The 13,235-nt window shown below is 53.5% G+C and carries 13 protein-coding genes; 11 read left to right on the top strand and 2 right to left on the bottom strand.

The genetic code is table 11. The features are described 5' to 3' along the window. The first annotated feature begins 53 nt into the window (after positions 1-53). From pilM to trpS, 11 genes are all read left to right on the top strand, one after another. Positions 54-887 carry a pilus assembly protein PilM gene (gene pilM / locus UC15_RS11885; RefSeq protein WP_112288639.1) on the top strand — a complete coding sequence of 278 codons (834 nt, stop codon included), beginning with the start codon at positions 54-56 and terminating at the stop codon, positions 885-887. Next, positions 887-1,450, top strand: a complete 564-nt coding sequence (locus UC15_RS11880; protein WP_112288638.1) for a PilN domain-containing protein — start codon at positions 887-889, stop codon at positions 1,448-1,450. The genes pilM and UC15_RS11880 overlap by 1 nt, the downstream gene beginning before the upstream one ends. Continuing rightward, positions 1,447-2,292, top strand: coding sequence for a pilus assembly protein PilO (locus UC15_RS11875; protein ID WP_112288637.1), 846 nt, complete (start codon positions 1,447-1,449; stop codon positions 2,290-2,292). Before UC15_RS11880 ends, UC15_RS11875 begins: the two co-directional genes overlap by 4 nt. A 30-nt stretch (positions 2,293-2,322) precedes the next feature. After that, positions 2,323-3,582, top strand: a complete 1,260-nt coding sequence (gene hofQ / locus UC15_RS11870) for a DNA uptake porin HofQ (RefSeq protein ID WP_112288636.1) — start codon at positions 2,323-2,325, stop codon at positions 3,580-3,582. Between the two features lie 350 nt (positions 3,583-3,932). Beyond that, positions 3,933-4,454 (top strand): shikimate kinase AroK, encoded by a 522-nt coding sequence (gene aroK / locus UC15_RS11865; RefSeq protein WP_014333540.1) that lies wholly within the window; start codon positions 3,933-3,935, stop codon positions 4,452-4,454. A 57-nt stretch (positions 4,455-4,511) separates the two neighbouring features. Then, on the top strand, positions 4,512-5,594 hold the full coding sequence (aroB, locus tag UC15_RS11860; protein ID WP_112288635.1) for a 3-dehydroquinate synthase: 1,083 nt from the start codon (positions 4,512-4,514) through the stop codon (positions 5,592-5,594). A 127-nt stretch (positions 5,595-5,721) separates the two neighbouring features. After that, positions 5,722-6,777: an SPOR domain-containing protein gene (locus tag UC15_RS11855; RefSeq protein WP_112288634.1), complete on the top strand. Its 1,056-nt coding sequence runs from the start codon at positions 5,722-5,724 to the stop codon at positions 6,775-6,777. Between the two features lie 80 nt (positions 6,778-6,857). Then, entirely contained in the window at positions 6,858-7,670 is an 813-nt protein-coding gene (dam, locus tag UC15_RS11850; protein WP_112288633.1) for an adenine-specific DNA-methyltransferase, read from the top strand. A gap of 49 nt (positions 7,671-7,719) precedes the next feature. Then, complete coding sequence (rpe, locus tag UC15_RS11845; protein WP_112288632.1) at positions 7,720-8,397, top strand: ribulose-phosphate 3-epimerase; 678 nt, start codon at positions 7,720-7,722, stop codon at positions 8,395-8,397. After that, positions 8,390-9,088 carry a phosphoglycolate phosphatase gene (locus UC15_RS11840; protein WP_112288631.1) on the top strand — a complete coding sequence of 233 codons (699 nt, stop codon included), beginning with the start codon at positions 8,390-8,392 and terminating at the stop codon, positions 9,086-9,088. Before rpe ends, UC15_RS11840 begins: the two co-directional genes overlap by 8 nt. Position 9,089: 1 nt before the next feature. Further along, on the top strand, positions 9,090-10,106 hold the full coding sequence (gene trpS, locus UC15_RS11835; RefSeq protein WP_112288630.1) for a tryptophan--tRNA ligase: 1,017 nt from the start codon (positions 9,090-9,092) through the stop codon (positions 10,104-10,106). 62 nt (positions 10,107-10,168) lie between these two features. Here trpS and UC15_RS11830 read toward each other — a convergent pair whose 3' ends face one another. Further along, the gene (locus UC15_RS11830) at positions 10,169-11,896 is read right to left on the bottom strand and encodes a ShlB/FhaC/HecB family hemolysin secretion/activation protein (RefSeq protein ID WP_112288629.1); all 1,728 of its coding nucleotides are present in this window, start codon (positions 11,894-11,896) and stop codon (positions 10,169-10,171) included. 139 nt (positions 11,897-12,035) lie between these two features. Beyond that, positions 12,036-13,196 (bottom strand): collagen-like triple helix repeat-containing protein, encoded by a 1,161-nt coding sequence (locus tag UC15_RS11825; protein WP_112288628.1) that lies wholly within the window; start codon positions 13,194-13,196, stop codon positions 12,036-12,038. Positions 13,197-13,235 lie beyond the last annotated feature (39 nt).

Here is a 13,235-nt window from a genome sequence, read left to right as displayed (position 1 = left end):
AGCAACATGGATACGTTCTTTTATTTACCTGACAATATGGAGATTGGGCGAAAATGAGACTACAAGCATGGCAGGTAGGTCTGGATATTCAAGCCGGTTTTGCCCGTGCGATCGCCGTTCAGCGGCGGCGGAATGGCTGGCAATTACGTCACTGGTGGCAGCATCCGCTGCCTTCCTTCACATTGCGGGAGGGGATATTACATGAGACCGCGCCGCTGATCGCCATTTTATCGTGCTGGCGAAAAACCCTCCCGACGACATTTTCTCTGCGAATTACCCTTCCGGCACAACGGATTATGCAACAACGCATGGCGGCGCCGGATCCCCGTTTGCGCGATCCGGCCCGCAGTGCGTTTATCTTTGCGCATGCAGCGAAACAGTTTCCGCTGGGCATGGAACATCTGGTGATGGATTACCGCGCTGATCCGCACGGCGACAATCAGGTGGTGGTCACCGCAGCCAGACAACAGGAAATTCAGCAATGGATGGAATGTCTGTCGCAGGCGCAGCTTTATCCGGATGCCATCGAACTGACCCCCTGCGCACTTCAGGTGGCGGCGTTGGCTGCCGGCCTTCCCGGTGACGCATTGCTGGTTCATCGGCTTGATGACGGATTCCTCTGGGCCTCGCCCCACAGTTTGCCATTTCAGTTTGGTTTGTCTGATGACGCACCTGAAGATCTGCCGCTGTCAGAACGCATCCGCCAGCAATACCGCGCGGCGGCGTTGTGCCACAGCGAATGCTTTTTCAGCGGAGCGTCTCCACTTCCGGCAATGCAATGCTGGTCGCCCCTCAGTGCTATTGCGCAGTTATCCGCGCCGTTGCCCGTCAATCCGGGGGATTTTGCACCCGCAGTTGGGCTGGCATTGCGGCAGGGCGATCACTGATGCTGCAGGTAAATTTATTGCCCTGGCGGAAACTTCGCCTGCAGCGCCGGAGCCGTTACTGGCTGAAAATGTTTATCAGTTTTCCGGCGATTATCACGATGACTTTTCTGACACTGACCACCTTTCTCGTTCAGGAGCGGGCACTGCGGCAACTGCATTTATCTGCGCTGAATACCTCTGTTCAGGTGTTATCGCGCCAGCTGCTGGAGGTGAACGCGGCAACGGAACGGATAAAAACGCTGAATGCGCAGCGTCTGGCTGCTCTTCAGCAACTGAAGCGAAGTCAGGATTATCTTCAGTTACTGGAATTAGTGGCTGCGCAGATCCCGCAAGACGTGAGCCTGACTGAAATGACGGAGCATCAGCAAGCTCTGACGCTGAAGGGAGAGGGCCACTTTTATCACGATATTTTGTCTTTCCGGGACGTGCTGGCGGCCAGCGGGTTGTTTGGCAACGTCAGCCTTTCTGATGTTCAGCAACAACCTGACCGGATACTGAGCTTCGTGATAAAGACACAATTCCGTTCCGCCAGTCCCGCGCCTGAACAAGGAAAAGCGCCATGATGAGGCTTTTTTCAGAACGCCTCGAGCCGCTGATGGAAAAACCGGCCTGGCAGAGAGGCCTGACTCTGACCGCTGGCGTGCTGGTTCTGATGCTGTTGCTTTACGTCTTCGCATTTCGCGGATTGTGGCAGCAACAGGATGCACTGACACGGGATATTGCGGTCGCACAGCGCACCGTTTTTCAGTTTCAGAGGGATTTGTTGCGTTTACCTCCGCTGAGCACCCTGAAGCAGGAAATCCAAAATAACGCCGCTCTTGTGCAAGAGAGTTTGCCGCTAGCGCAACAATTTGCTCAGCCGCTGAAAGACGCCGGAGCAGAGTTGCTTCACTGGTCGCCAGCCCTGCAGCCGAAAGCAGAAGAACAGGGGACGCTGGATTTGCAGCTGACTTTTTCCGGCCTGACACATTTTCTTCATGCCTTGCTGCAACGTCCGGAACATCCCGCGTTCAGTGAGCCGGATATCAGGATGACTGCCTCCGGTTTAAAAGCATCGATTCTGCTAACGCAAACGACCGGTACCGGCGGTTTGGCTTTCAACTCACCCGGTGCTGTGGCCGCGCGCGACCCTTTTTCACGTCTGGCTTCCTCAACATGTCCGGACGATTCTGCGATATCGGGTTGGATCCTGAGCGGCATTTCACAGGCGGATGGCCGGAAATCGGGCTGGCTGTTATCGCCAGATGGCCGCTGGACAAAAGTCGAGGCCGGTAATCAGGTGGGAACGCCCGCATGGACGGTTGAAAAACTTAACGCCTCGCAGGCAGAGCTCAGTCTCAACGAGCCACGGTGCGGTTTGCTGCGCCTGACTCTGCGTTTGGGTAAGAACTCTGCGTTTAAGTAAGAAAAACGATTCTCCACGGAAAGGAAAATAATGAAATACATCAATCATAAACTGGCTCTTATTCTGCTTTGCCTGTGCCTCAGTCCGGTGAAAGCTGCCCCGGCGCTTATTTCTCTGGAGTTTCCGTCATCGCCTGTCGGCCTGGTCTTGCAGGCACTGGCGGATTCGCGACAACTTAACCTGGTCACTGCACCGGGTGTGGACGGCGAAATCAGCGTGAAGCTCAAAGAGGTGCCGTGGCAGCAGGCGCTCGACATCATCCTGAAAATGAGCCATCTCACCAGCGAGTTGCAGGGTAATGTTTTACTGGTGTCTCCGGTGGTTGACCCGCTGATTCAGCGACAGCAGCAGGAAGATGCCGCCGGGCAACGGGCGCTCAACAGCCCGATAATCAGCATGACCGTGCCGCTGCGGTATGCGGATGCCAAAGATACTGCGCAGAGTCTGAATACTCAAAAAGGGTCGTTGCTTTCGGTGAAAGGCAATGCGTCGGCCGATACCCGAACCAATACGCTTTTATTACGGGATACGCAGGAGGCGCTGGACGTTGTTGCGCCGTGGATAAAAGAAATGGATTTCCCGCTACAGCAGGTACAACTGGCGGCACATATCGTGACGATGAACAGTGAGAGCTTGCGGGAGTTAGGCGTGCAATGGGGTTTTACCGGTGATGAGCCGATCACGAAAGCCGTGCGTATGAACAATTTCAGTATGGGAATGCCGGTTGAGAATCCGATATTTACGGCGGGCTTCAATCTGGCGCACATCAGCGGGCGGATCCTGGAACTGGAACTGACCGCCCTTGAGCAGGAAGATAAGGTGGATATTATTGCCAGTCCGCGCCTGATGACGGCGCATATGCAAACCGCCAGTATCAAGCAGGGGACCGAAATTCCTTATCAGGTTTCGAGCGGTGCCAGTGGCAGCACATCCATTGAATTTAAAGAAGCCGTGCTCGGGATGGAAGTGACGCCGAAGATCTTACGCGACGGGCGCATTCAGATGGCCTTACAGATAAGCCAGAACATGCCGGGAAGAAGTATAAAACAGTCAGAAGGCGAGGCACTGGCTATCGACAAGCAGGAAATTAAAACTCAGGTGACGGTGAAGGATGGGGAAACCATTGTGCTTGGCGGGATATTTCAGCGTAAAAATCAGAAAACAGACACAAAAGTGCCGTTGCTGGGCGACATGCCGGTGGTCGGTTCCTTGTTTAAACATCAGTACACAAGTGAACAGCGGCGTGAGTTGGTGATTTTTATCACTCCGACCCTAATCCACACGCGATAAACGGGTATTCTGACTTAACGTAAATTGCACAATAACGTTGAGCACATGCAACTTTTTGTGTCGCAAGAGGCTTCTGCGTTTGACGCTGCCGTCGATTTAGCTTACAAGGGTTACCGAATTGAGCACCGTGATCTTTTTATTACGACAGACACGCCGATAAAAACGTACGGTTTCCCTCCTGCGGCGTGCAAAGTGATTTATTCGGTTGCCAAACTACCAAGAGTGTTGAGATAATTTTTTTCTGATCTCGCACTATATATCGCTCATGAGGTTTCAGTTTAGGTCCCGCCGCTAATTTGATTGGCGGGGCGGGTTATCATCAACGAATTGTCTTAGTAATACCGAAAAACATGGCAGAGAAACGCAATATCTTTCTGGTTGGGCCTATGGGTGCCGGCAAAAGCACTATTGGTCGACAGTTAGCTCAGCAACTCAATATGGAGTTTTTCGACTCCGATCACGAAATTGAGCGACGTACCGGAGCTGATGTGGGCTGGGTATTTGATTTAGAAGGCGAAGACGGATTCCGCGACCGCGAAGAAAAAGTGATCAACGAACTGACCGAAAAACAAGGCATTGTTCTGGCGACAGGTGGCGGTTCCGTGAAATCACGTGAAACCCGTAACCGTTTGTCAGCGCGTGGCGTTGTCGTCTATCTTGAAACTACCATCGAAAAACAACTGGCGCGTACACAACGCGACAAAAAACGTCCATTATTACAAGTGAGTGCTCCGCCACGTGAAGTGCTTGAAGCACTGGCGAGAGAGCGCAATCCTTTGTATGAAGAGATTGCCGACGTCACTATTCGTACCGATGATCAAAGTGCCAAAGTCGTTGCTAACCAGATTATTAACATGCTGGAAAGTAACTGATTATTGGTTTCCATCATTGCCTGAGGGTGTCAGTTAAAGAAGGTCACAGAGCACGACATGGAGAGGATTACCGTAACGTTAGGGGAGCGTAGCTACCCCATTACGATTGCTGCCGGATTGTTCCACGATCCGGCTTCTTTTATGCCGGTAAAGGCAGGCGATCAGGTCATGATAGTGACCAATGAAACCCTCGCCCCTCTCTATCTGGACGCAATCCGTTCAGTGCTGGAGCAGGCAGGCGTTCGTGTTGATCAGGTGATTTTGCCTGATGGTGAACAATACAAATCCCTGGCTGTTCTAAATGACGTGTTTTCCGCGCTGCTTGAAAAGCCGCACGGACGTGATACCACGCTTGTCGCCCTTGGCGGCGGCGTTGTCGGTGATTTAACCGGCTTCGCCGCAGCCAGTTATCAACGCGGTGTACGCTTTGTTCAGGTGCCAACCACGCTGCTATCTCAGGTCGATTCCTCTGTTGGCGGTAAAACAGCGGTAAACCATCCCCTCGGAAAAAACATGATCGGCGCGTTTTATCAGCCTGCGTCGGTGGTGGTTGATCTTGACTGTCTGAGAACTCTGCCTGCCCGTGAAATGTCATCGGGTCTCGCGGAAGTCATCAAATACGGCATTATTTTGGATGCCGACTTCTTTACCTGGCTTGAAGACAACATGGACGCTCTGCTGGCGCTGGATATGAACGCGCTGGCTTACTGCATCCGTCGTTGCTGCGAGCTGAAAGCCGAGGTGGTGGCAGCCGATGAACGTGAAAACGGACTGCGCGCCTTGCTGAATCTGGGCCATACTTACGGCCATGCTATTGAAGCAGAAATGGGTTATGGCAACTGGTTGCACGGCGAGGCTGTGGCGGCCGGGATGGTGATGGCCTGTTATACGGCTCATCGTCTTGGGCAATTCAGTCTGGGTGATATTGCCCGGGTGAAAGCGTTGCTGACTCGTGCGGGTTTACCGGTAACCGGTCCCGAAGTGATGGACGCCCCGTCTTATCTGCCGCACATGATGCGTGATAAGAAAGTGCTGGCTGGCGAGTTGCGTCTGGTTTTACCAAAAGCCATTGGTCAGTCTGAAGTACGCTCCGGCGTATCACATGAAATGGTGCTGGCTTCGATTGAAGATTGCCGTTAAGAATGTGGCCATAAATTTGGCCAGATAACGACCGATTTCACCCATGCCAGCAAAGCTTTATTTTTTAGTCAGGATAGTTGCTCCGCGTAAAGCCAGTTTAGGCTTTTAGCCGGGTTGGAGGTTTTAGATGGATGATTTAACACCGGAAGACGATCTCAAACCAGACACCAGCGATCGCCGCCCGCCGCGCGCCCGCAAACCGTCTCCTTCCATTCCCAAAGTTGCTGTTTCCCGTCAGTACGTGATGATCGGCATCGGTATTGTGGTGCTGGTATTGCTGATTGTCGGCATCGGCTCCGCCATGAAGTCGCCAACATCCAATCAGCCAGCCCAGCAGAACAACGGACCGAAAGACATTAGTCTTGCCGGTAACGATGCAGCAGCGCCTGCTCAGCCTTCTGCCCAGGCTCAGGCCAATACGGCGCAAGCCGTTAACGGTCAGCAACCTGCTGATGGCCAGCAACCGAAGAGTATCGGCTTACCGCCGGTTTCCTCCACACCAACGGAAGCCCAGCCCGTTCCGGATAATGGTCAGGCGAAAGAGCGGGTCGATTTGCCTGGCGATATGAGTGATGCGTTATCTTCTCAGCAAAATCAAGTGGATAATGCCGCGCAGGGTGGAATGAATCCTGCTGCACAGTCACTGACCTCTTTGCCAACCGCCCCGGCGACCGTGAACGGTTCTGCCCGCACTCAGGCAGCGGCCGGTGCTCAACCATCCGCCTCGCATATCCGCCCGGCTCCGGTTGTTCGTAATCCACAGACTTCACACACGGCGAAACCGGCAGAGCACAAACCTGCTGCGACCAGCCAGACTGCACATGCAGCGAAACCGCAGGCTTCCAAATCATCGGCAACAGCGGCTCCGTCAGCGTCATCTTCTGTCGCGTCGTCAGGTAGTTCAGCGGCCATCAAGTCAGCGCCGGGTACGCACTTTACCCTGCAATTAAGCGGTGCTTCTCAATCGAACTCGCTGAACGCCTTTGCTAAACAGCAAGGTCTGAAAAATTATCTGGTATATCAGACAGCCCGCGACGGGAAGCCGTGGTTTGTGCTGGTCAGTGGTAACTATGCTTCTTCTGCAGAAGCCAAACGTGCCATTTCCAGCTTGCCTGCGGAAGTTCAGGCGAAAAAACCGTGGGTCAAACCTGTACATCAGGTACAGCAAGACCTGAAAAAATGAAACTGATCTCAACGCGATTTGCTGTCTAAAAACAGGATACAATCCGCGGCTGTGAATTGTATAAGTAGCTAACTGACGGCATGAAGAAGAACCGCGCGTTTTTGAAGTGGGCTGGCGGCAAATACCCGCTGATTGATGACATCAAACGTCATCTTCCGGCGGGAGATTGTCTGATTGAGCCTTTTGTTGGCGCGGGCTCGGTATTTTTAAATACCGAGTATGACGCTTATATTCTGGCGGACATCAACAACGACCTGATCAACCTCTACAACATTGTGAAGACACGCACTGATGAATTTGTGCGTGATGCCCGTGTGCTTTTCACGCCAGAGTTTAATGAGTCAGAGCGTTTTTACGTCCTGAGGGCTGAGTTTAATGCCAGCAGCGACCCTTATCGTCGTTCAGTGCTTTTCCTCTATCTCAACCGCCATTGTTACAACGGTCTGTGCCGTTACAATCTCAGTGGGGCATTTAACGTGCCTTTCGGCCGTTATAAAAAGCCGTATTTCCCGGAAGAAGAACTCTACTGGTTTGCTGAAAAAGCAAAAAATGCAGTATTTGTGTGTGAGCATTATCAGGACACTTTGCTGAAAGCACAGGTTGGTTCGGTGGTGTATTGCGATCCTCCGTATGCCCCGCTTTCTGCGACTGCAAATTTTACGGCTTACCACACCAACAGTTTTAGTATGGATGATCAGCGTAATCTGGCGCGGCTGGCGTATCAGCTTTCCCATGAGAATGATGTGCCGGTGCTGATTTCCAACCACGAAACACCACAAACGCTGGAATGGTACGCACAGGCGGTTCTGCACCGTGTTTCGGCACGGCGTACCATCAGCAGTAAAGTTGCAAAACGCAACCTGGTGAATGAGCTTTTAGCGCTCTACCGGTGATTGCCGTTCAGCGGTAATCGACGGATAACCCTATCGTTTGGAGAAGCGGATGAAACAGTTTTTGATTGCACCGTCCATTCTGTCGGCTGACTTTGCCCGTCTGGGTGAAGACACTGCCAAAGCACTGGAAGCTGGCGGAGATGTTGTCCATTTTGATGTCATGGATAACCACTACGTACCTAATCTGACGATGGGGCCGGCGGTTTTGAAAGCGCTGCGCAACTACGGCATTACGGCGCCGATCGATGTTCACCTGATGGTTAAACCGGTTGATCGTATCATCCCGGATTTTGCCGAGGCTGGTGCGACTTACATCACCTTCCATCCGGAAGCCTCAGAACACGTTGACCGTTCGCTGCAACTGATTAAAAGCCATGGCTGTAAAGCGGGTCTGGTATTTAACCCTGCGACTTCGCTGAGTTATCTCGAATACGTGATGGATAAACTCGATGTGATCCTGCTGATGTCGGTGAACCCGGGCTTTGGCGGTCAGTCGTTTATTCCGGGCACGCTCGATAAACTGCGTCAGGTACGTAAAATCATTGATGCCAGCGGTTATGATATTCGTCTGGAAGTTGACGGCGGTGTGAAAGCTGAAAATATCGGTGAAATCGCTGCGGCGGGTGCGGATATGTTCGTGGCCGGTTCAGCCATCTTTAATCAGCCGGATTACCGAAGCGTTATCGACCACATGCGCAGCGAGCTGGCTAAGGCTACCCATGACTGAGCCACTGAAAGCCCTCGGTTTAGGTTTTGATCTCGACGGCACGCTGGTTGACAGCGCGCCCGGTCTTTCTGAAGCGCTGGACAGGGCGCTGCAAGATTTTAATTTGCCTGCCGCAGGCGTTGAACGCCTGAGCACCTGGATTGGTAACGGTGCGGATATCATGGTTGAGCGCGCCGTGCGCTGGGCCGAAGGCGATTTATCACCGCAGTTTCTGCAGAAAGTGCGCGATAAATTCGATCACTATTATGCCGATACCGCCGCGGGCGGCAGCCGTTTGTACCCCCAAGTCAAAGAGACGCTGGCCGCTCTGGCCGCAGCCGGAATTCCGATGGGGCTGGTGACTAACAAACCGACGCCTTTCATCGCGCCATTACTGCAATCTCTGGGTATCGACAGCTATTTCACCGTGGTGATTGGCGGTGACGATGTCGTGGCGAAAAAACCGCATCCGGCACCCGTCTACATGACGTTAGCCTTGCTCGGATTGCGCGCCAGTGAAATGGTATTCGTGGGCGATTCCCGCAATGATATCCATGCTGCACAGGCCGCAGGCTGCCCGTGTGTCGGCATGACTTATGGCTATAACTACGGTGAAACCATCGCGCTGACCAAACCCGATCGTGTGCTGGATAATTTTGCCGACCTTTTGCCCACATTAGGGCTGTCATCTTTAAAAGATCAGGAAGCATAAAATGAGTAAACCCATCGTATTTAGTGGCGCACAGCCCTCCGGCGAATTGACCATTGGCAACTACATGGGTGCGCTGCGTCAATGGGTCAAAATGCAGGACGATTACGAATGCATTTACTGCATCGTCGATTTGCACGCGATCACCGTGCGTCAGGATCCGGAAAAACTGCGCAAAGCGACACTCGACACGCTGGCGCTGTATCTGGCGGTCGGCATTGATCCGAAGAAAAGTACCATCTTCGTGCAGTCTCACGTTCCTGAACACAGTCAGCTGAGCTGGGCGCTGAACTGCTACACCTATTTCGGTGAGCTGGGCCGTATGACGCAGTTTAAAGACAAGTCTGCGCGCTACGAGACTTCTAACAGCGAAAGCATTACTGCCGGTCTGTTCGACTATCCGGTGCTGATGGCCGCCGATATTCTGCTGTACCAGACCAATCAGGTGCCGGTGGGTGAAGACCAGAAACAACATCTGGAACTGAGCCGCGATATCGCCGCCCGTTTCAACGCGCTGTATGGCGATGTGTTTACTGTGCCTGAGCCATTTATTCCGAAGTCTGGTGCCCGCGTGATGTCCCTGCAGGAACCGACCAAGAAGATGTCTAAGTCTGATGACAACCGTAAAAACGTTATCGGCCTGCTGGAAGATCCGAAAGCGGTGACCAAGAAAATCAAAAGCGCGATGACCGACTCTGAAGAGCCGCCAGTCATCCGTTACGACATTAAGAACAAGCCGGGCGTTTCTAACCTGCTGGATATTCTTTCCGGTGTCACCGGCAAAGCGATCCCTGAACTGGAAGCAGAATTCGAAGGCCAGATGTATGGTCATCTGAAAGGCGCAGTGGCCGAAGCTGTTTCAGGCATGCTGACCGAGGTGCAGGAGCGCTTTAACCGTTTCCGCAGCGACGAAGCTTATCTGCAACAGGTGATGAAAGAGGGCGCTGAAAAAGCCCGCGCCCGTGCCAGCGTGACGCTGAAAAAAGCTTACGAAGCCATTGGCTTTGTCAGCTACGAATAATTCTGGTCTGGCATCAAAGCAAAAAACCACGTCCCCGGACGTGGTTTTTTATTTTCAGCGCATCATGAACCGGAACTGAAGTTATAGGTAAATGTCGCGTTATAACGCCAGTCGCGGGATGTGCTGTCGAGCGGCGTGTCGCCAATCGGGCGGGCGGCTTCCACGGATAACGTGTAATGACGGTTATCGCCAAACATCACACCGATGGCGTAAGACGACAGATTTTGCTTCGGTAACCCCTGCTGATTGAAACCCGTATGCGCCGCATCCACCACGGCGTAAGGCTGAATGGTTTTCAGCCACACTCCCTGTTCCAGGCTATGGATATAGCGCATTTCCACCTGTCCGCCGACGCCATAATCCCCCTGCGCATCGCTGTCCGGATAGCCACGCCCGTAATGCAGGGCACCAAAATTCACCCGCTCAGGCTCCGGCAAATCATTGTCCGACCAGTCACCTTCAACCGACGCGCTGAGCCGCCACTTTTTATCAAACAGATACGCCGAGTCACCGTTAAATTTCCAGCGGGTAAAGGTCAGATCGGCGTTGGGTGTCGAATTGGTTGCGCCGAGTCCGTCAATTCCCTGACGAACGTTAAACGTCGTGTTCCAGTAAGCCTGATCGTATTCACGATATCCGGTCAGGGAAAGCTCGGCTGCCGGATAGCGTATCCGCTGGCTTACCTGCGGTAATTGCAATTTTTGATTGCCGAGTCTTGCCAGTAAATCGTACTCATATTTCTTGTCGAGATAATCCAGACCGCCGCTGACTGTCCACTGTTTTTTCCGCGTCAGTTGTAACGGGTAACTGAATACCACGCCACCGTTGTATTGCGTTTGCTTATCCTGTGAGTCCACAGTGATGCCGTTAGGCAGGAACAGGATGGTGTTGTAATCCTTGTCTTTCTGCTGGTAATAGCTGCCTTTAAGTTGCATCAGCAATCCATCATCACCGAGATATTGCTGATAGTTCAGACCGGCATAGGTTTTGCGGGTATCACTTTCCAGCGGGATGAGTGTCGCAATACCCAGTTGTTCGCCGTAGGTGCTCAGGCCGCTCAGCGTGGCGTTCACCACCGCAGAACTGTCACCTTTGCGGGTATCCACGGCGGTGGCGATATTCCAGTTTCGCTGCCGCACCGCATCTACATTCAGCGTGGTAGCACCGTAAATGTTGTTCGGATTATTGGCCGTCGCGCTGACTTTAGTGTCCGGTGTGCGTTGCATCAGAATCGTGTAGCGCTCGAAGGTGTCCTGCGTCAGCGGTTTCTCCGCCATGATGTGCTGCGATAATTTGCTCAGCCAGCGGCCAACCTGCTGACTGTCGCTGTGGATTTGGGTTCCGGAAATATATCCTTCAACCAGCCCGACGTTGAGGGTGCCGTCTTTAAAGTTATCGGCCGGAATATAGGCGTAAGAGAGAATAAAACCGTCGCGGTGATAGCGTTGCGTGATGGAATCAGTGGCGGACAGTAATGCCGACAGCGGCACCTTTTTGCCCACAAAGGACGCGAAGGGCGCAACCAGAGAATCCAGCGGATATCGAGTGCCGCCGATAAACTGAATGTGTTTTATCTCAATCAGTGTCTGAGGTGTCAGCTTGGGGGCGGAATCTTTTGCCGGTAAGGAGTGTGAAGGTAAGGCGATTTTTTGCGTTTTGGCCGGAGGCTGGGAAATGGGCTCAGCCAGTTTGGCCGGGTTATTCGGGTCGATCAAAGTGGGAAACATATCTGCCGAACTGTAACCAATGGCAGAACCCAATAAAGCCACCATGCAGGATTTTATTCTCATAAATATTCCTTTGAACGCACAGGCAAATGTTGGAACCCGGTGAATCAAGCCCGCTCTGCGCAGAAAACCAGAGAGCGGGCTTTTTTACAGCTGAAGATAACAACGACAGATTTACAGCTAAAGATTTACAACGACAGACTTATGGGGTTGTTTTGACTTTCAGACCCAGTCCTCCTGTGAGGCCGCCGACGGTGGTGCCCACGCCAGCAAGTAATCCTCCTGATTGTGAAGCCGATGCTCCTGCTCCGGCTGAGATGCTGCCGGAATTACTGGCCGTTGTCGTGGTGGTGGTGCTTGCCGGAACCAGGATCGTGCCGGTTTTAGAAACGGCCTGTCCGGTATCCGTCACCGTTGTCCCCAGACCGGCCAGTGCTGGCGTGCTGGTGGAAAGTTGTGTACCTGCGCCACTCACGGTGGTGCCGACCTGATTCAGCAAGCCGTTAACCGGTGCGCCCAGTCCGGTGGCGCCGCCCACGGTCTGGGTAGTGCCCTGAACCTTGGCGACAACGGGGGTGACGATGCCGGTGGCGGCAGTGGTTACATTGGAAAGTGAGCCGGTCTGCACATTCGCGGCTAATCCGTTGCCCGTGGTGGTGACCACTTTCCCGACATTATCTACCAGCCCGCCTGCGGCTGATGTCACGCCACTGGCAGGTGTTCCGGTGGTGTTTGCTGCCAGAGAAGTACCCAGTCCGGAAACGCCGGTGCCTAAATCAGCCACGGCAACAGGTACACCGGCGACAGTGGTGCCTATTGCATTCGGATTGGTGCCGAGTTGTCCGACACCGTTTTGCACGCCGCTGCCGACGGCAGTTACGGCTTTACCGGTGCTGTCGATGATGGTCACGACGCCGGTACCGGCGACAGGAATATTACTGACTGGCGTCTGAGTTGCGATGCTGCTGACTTGCGTCCCTACACCGCTCACCGCACCGCCCGCACTGCTCAGGATGGTGCCCGTCGCGAGGGTTGTTGATGGCGTTGTTCCGGTCCCTGTTCCGGTGCCAGTACCCGTTCCTGTGCCTGTTCCGGTACCCGTTCCGCTTCCATTCCCCGCAGTAGTGGTGCCATCACCTGTAGTGGTGGTTCCTGTCCCTGTACTGGTGCCGGTTCCTGCGGTAGTGGTTCCGTCACTGCCTGAAGTCGTTCCATCGCCGGTTGTTGCCGATCCGGTCGTGGATGTTTTTGCCGTATGAGAAGAACCGCCGCCGCCACTGCCGCTACAGGCAGCCAGTGACAGGGCGACTAAGATTGCCAGGGCAACCTTGTTAACATGACCAACATGAATGGTATGGCGCATGATTTGACCCTCCACGGGAGATTACGCCACAGTCGGCGT

It is taken from the genome of Rahnella sp. AN3-3W3 (assembly GCF_003263545.1).
Taxonomy (GTDB): domain Bacteria; phylum Pseudomonadota; class Gammaproteobacteria; order Enterobacterales; family Enterobacteriaceae; genus Rahnella; species Rahnella variigena.
The sequence above is the reverse complement of the archived record's forward strand: the minus strand, read 5'-3'. Positions and strand labels throughout refer to the sequence as shown.

Bases quoted from the DNA above. Each gene is read 5' to 3' on its own strand.
- pilM (WP_112288639.1), top strand. From the start codon at position 54: ATGAGACTACAAGCATGGCAGGTAGGTCTGGATATTCAAGCCGGTTTT.
- UC15_RS11880 (WP_112288638.1), top strand. From the start codon at position 887: ATGCTGCAGGTAAATTTATTGCCCTGGCGGAAACTTCGCCTGCAGCGC.
- UC15_RS11875 (WP_112288637.1), top strand. From the start codon at position 1,447: ATGATGAGGCTTTTTTCAGAACGCCTCGAGCCGCTGATGGAAAAACCG.
- hofQ (WP_112288636.1), top strand. From the start codon at position 2,323: ATGAAATACATCAATCATAAACTGGCTCTTATTCTGCTTTGCCTGTGC.
- aroK (WP_014333540.1), top strand. From the start codon at position 3,933: ATGGCAGAGAAACGCAATATCTTTCTGGTTGGGCCTATGGGTGCCGGC.
- aroB (WP_112288635.1), top strand. From the start codon at position 4,512: ATGGAGAGGATTACCGTAACGTTAGGGGAGCGTAGCTACCCCATTACG.
- UC15_RS11855 (WP_112288634.1), top strand. From the start codon at position 5,722: ATGGATGATTTAACACCGGAAGACGATCTCAAACCAGACACCAGCGAT.
- dam (WP_112288633.1), top strand. From the start codon at position 6,858: ATGAAGAAGAACCGCGCGTTTTTGAAGTGGGCTGGCGGCAAATACCCG.
- rpe (WP_112288632.1), top strand. From the start codon at position 7,720: ATGAAACAGTTTTTGATTGCACCGTCCATTCTGTCGGCTGACTTTGCC.
- UC15_RS11840 (WP_112288631.1), top strand. From the start codon at position 8,390: ATGACTGAGCCACTGAAAGCCCTCGGTTTAGGTTTTGATCTCGACGGC.
- trpS (WP_112288630.1), top strand. From the start codon at position 9,090: ATGAGTAAACCCATCGTATTTAGTGGCGCACAGCCCTCCGGCGAATTG.
- UC15_RS11830 (WP_112288629.1), bottom strand. From the start codon at position 11,896: ATGAGAATAAAATCCTGCATGGTGGCTTTATTGGGTTCTGCCATTGGT.
- UC15_RS11825 (WP_112288628.1), bottom strand. From the start codon at position 13,196: ATGCGCCATACCATTCATGTTGGTCATGTTAACAAGGTTGCCCTGGCA.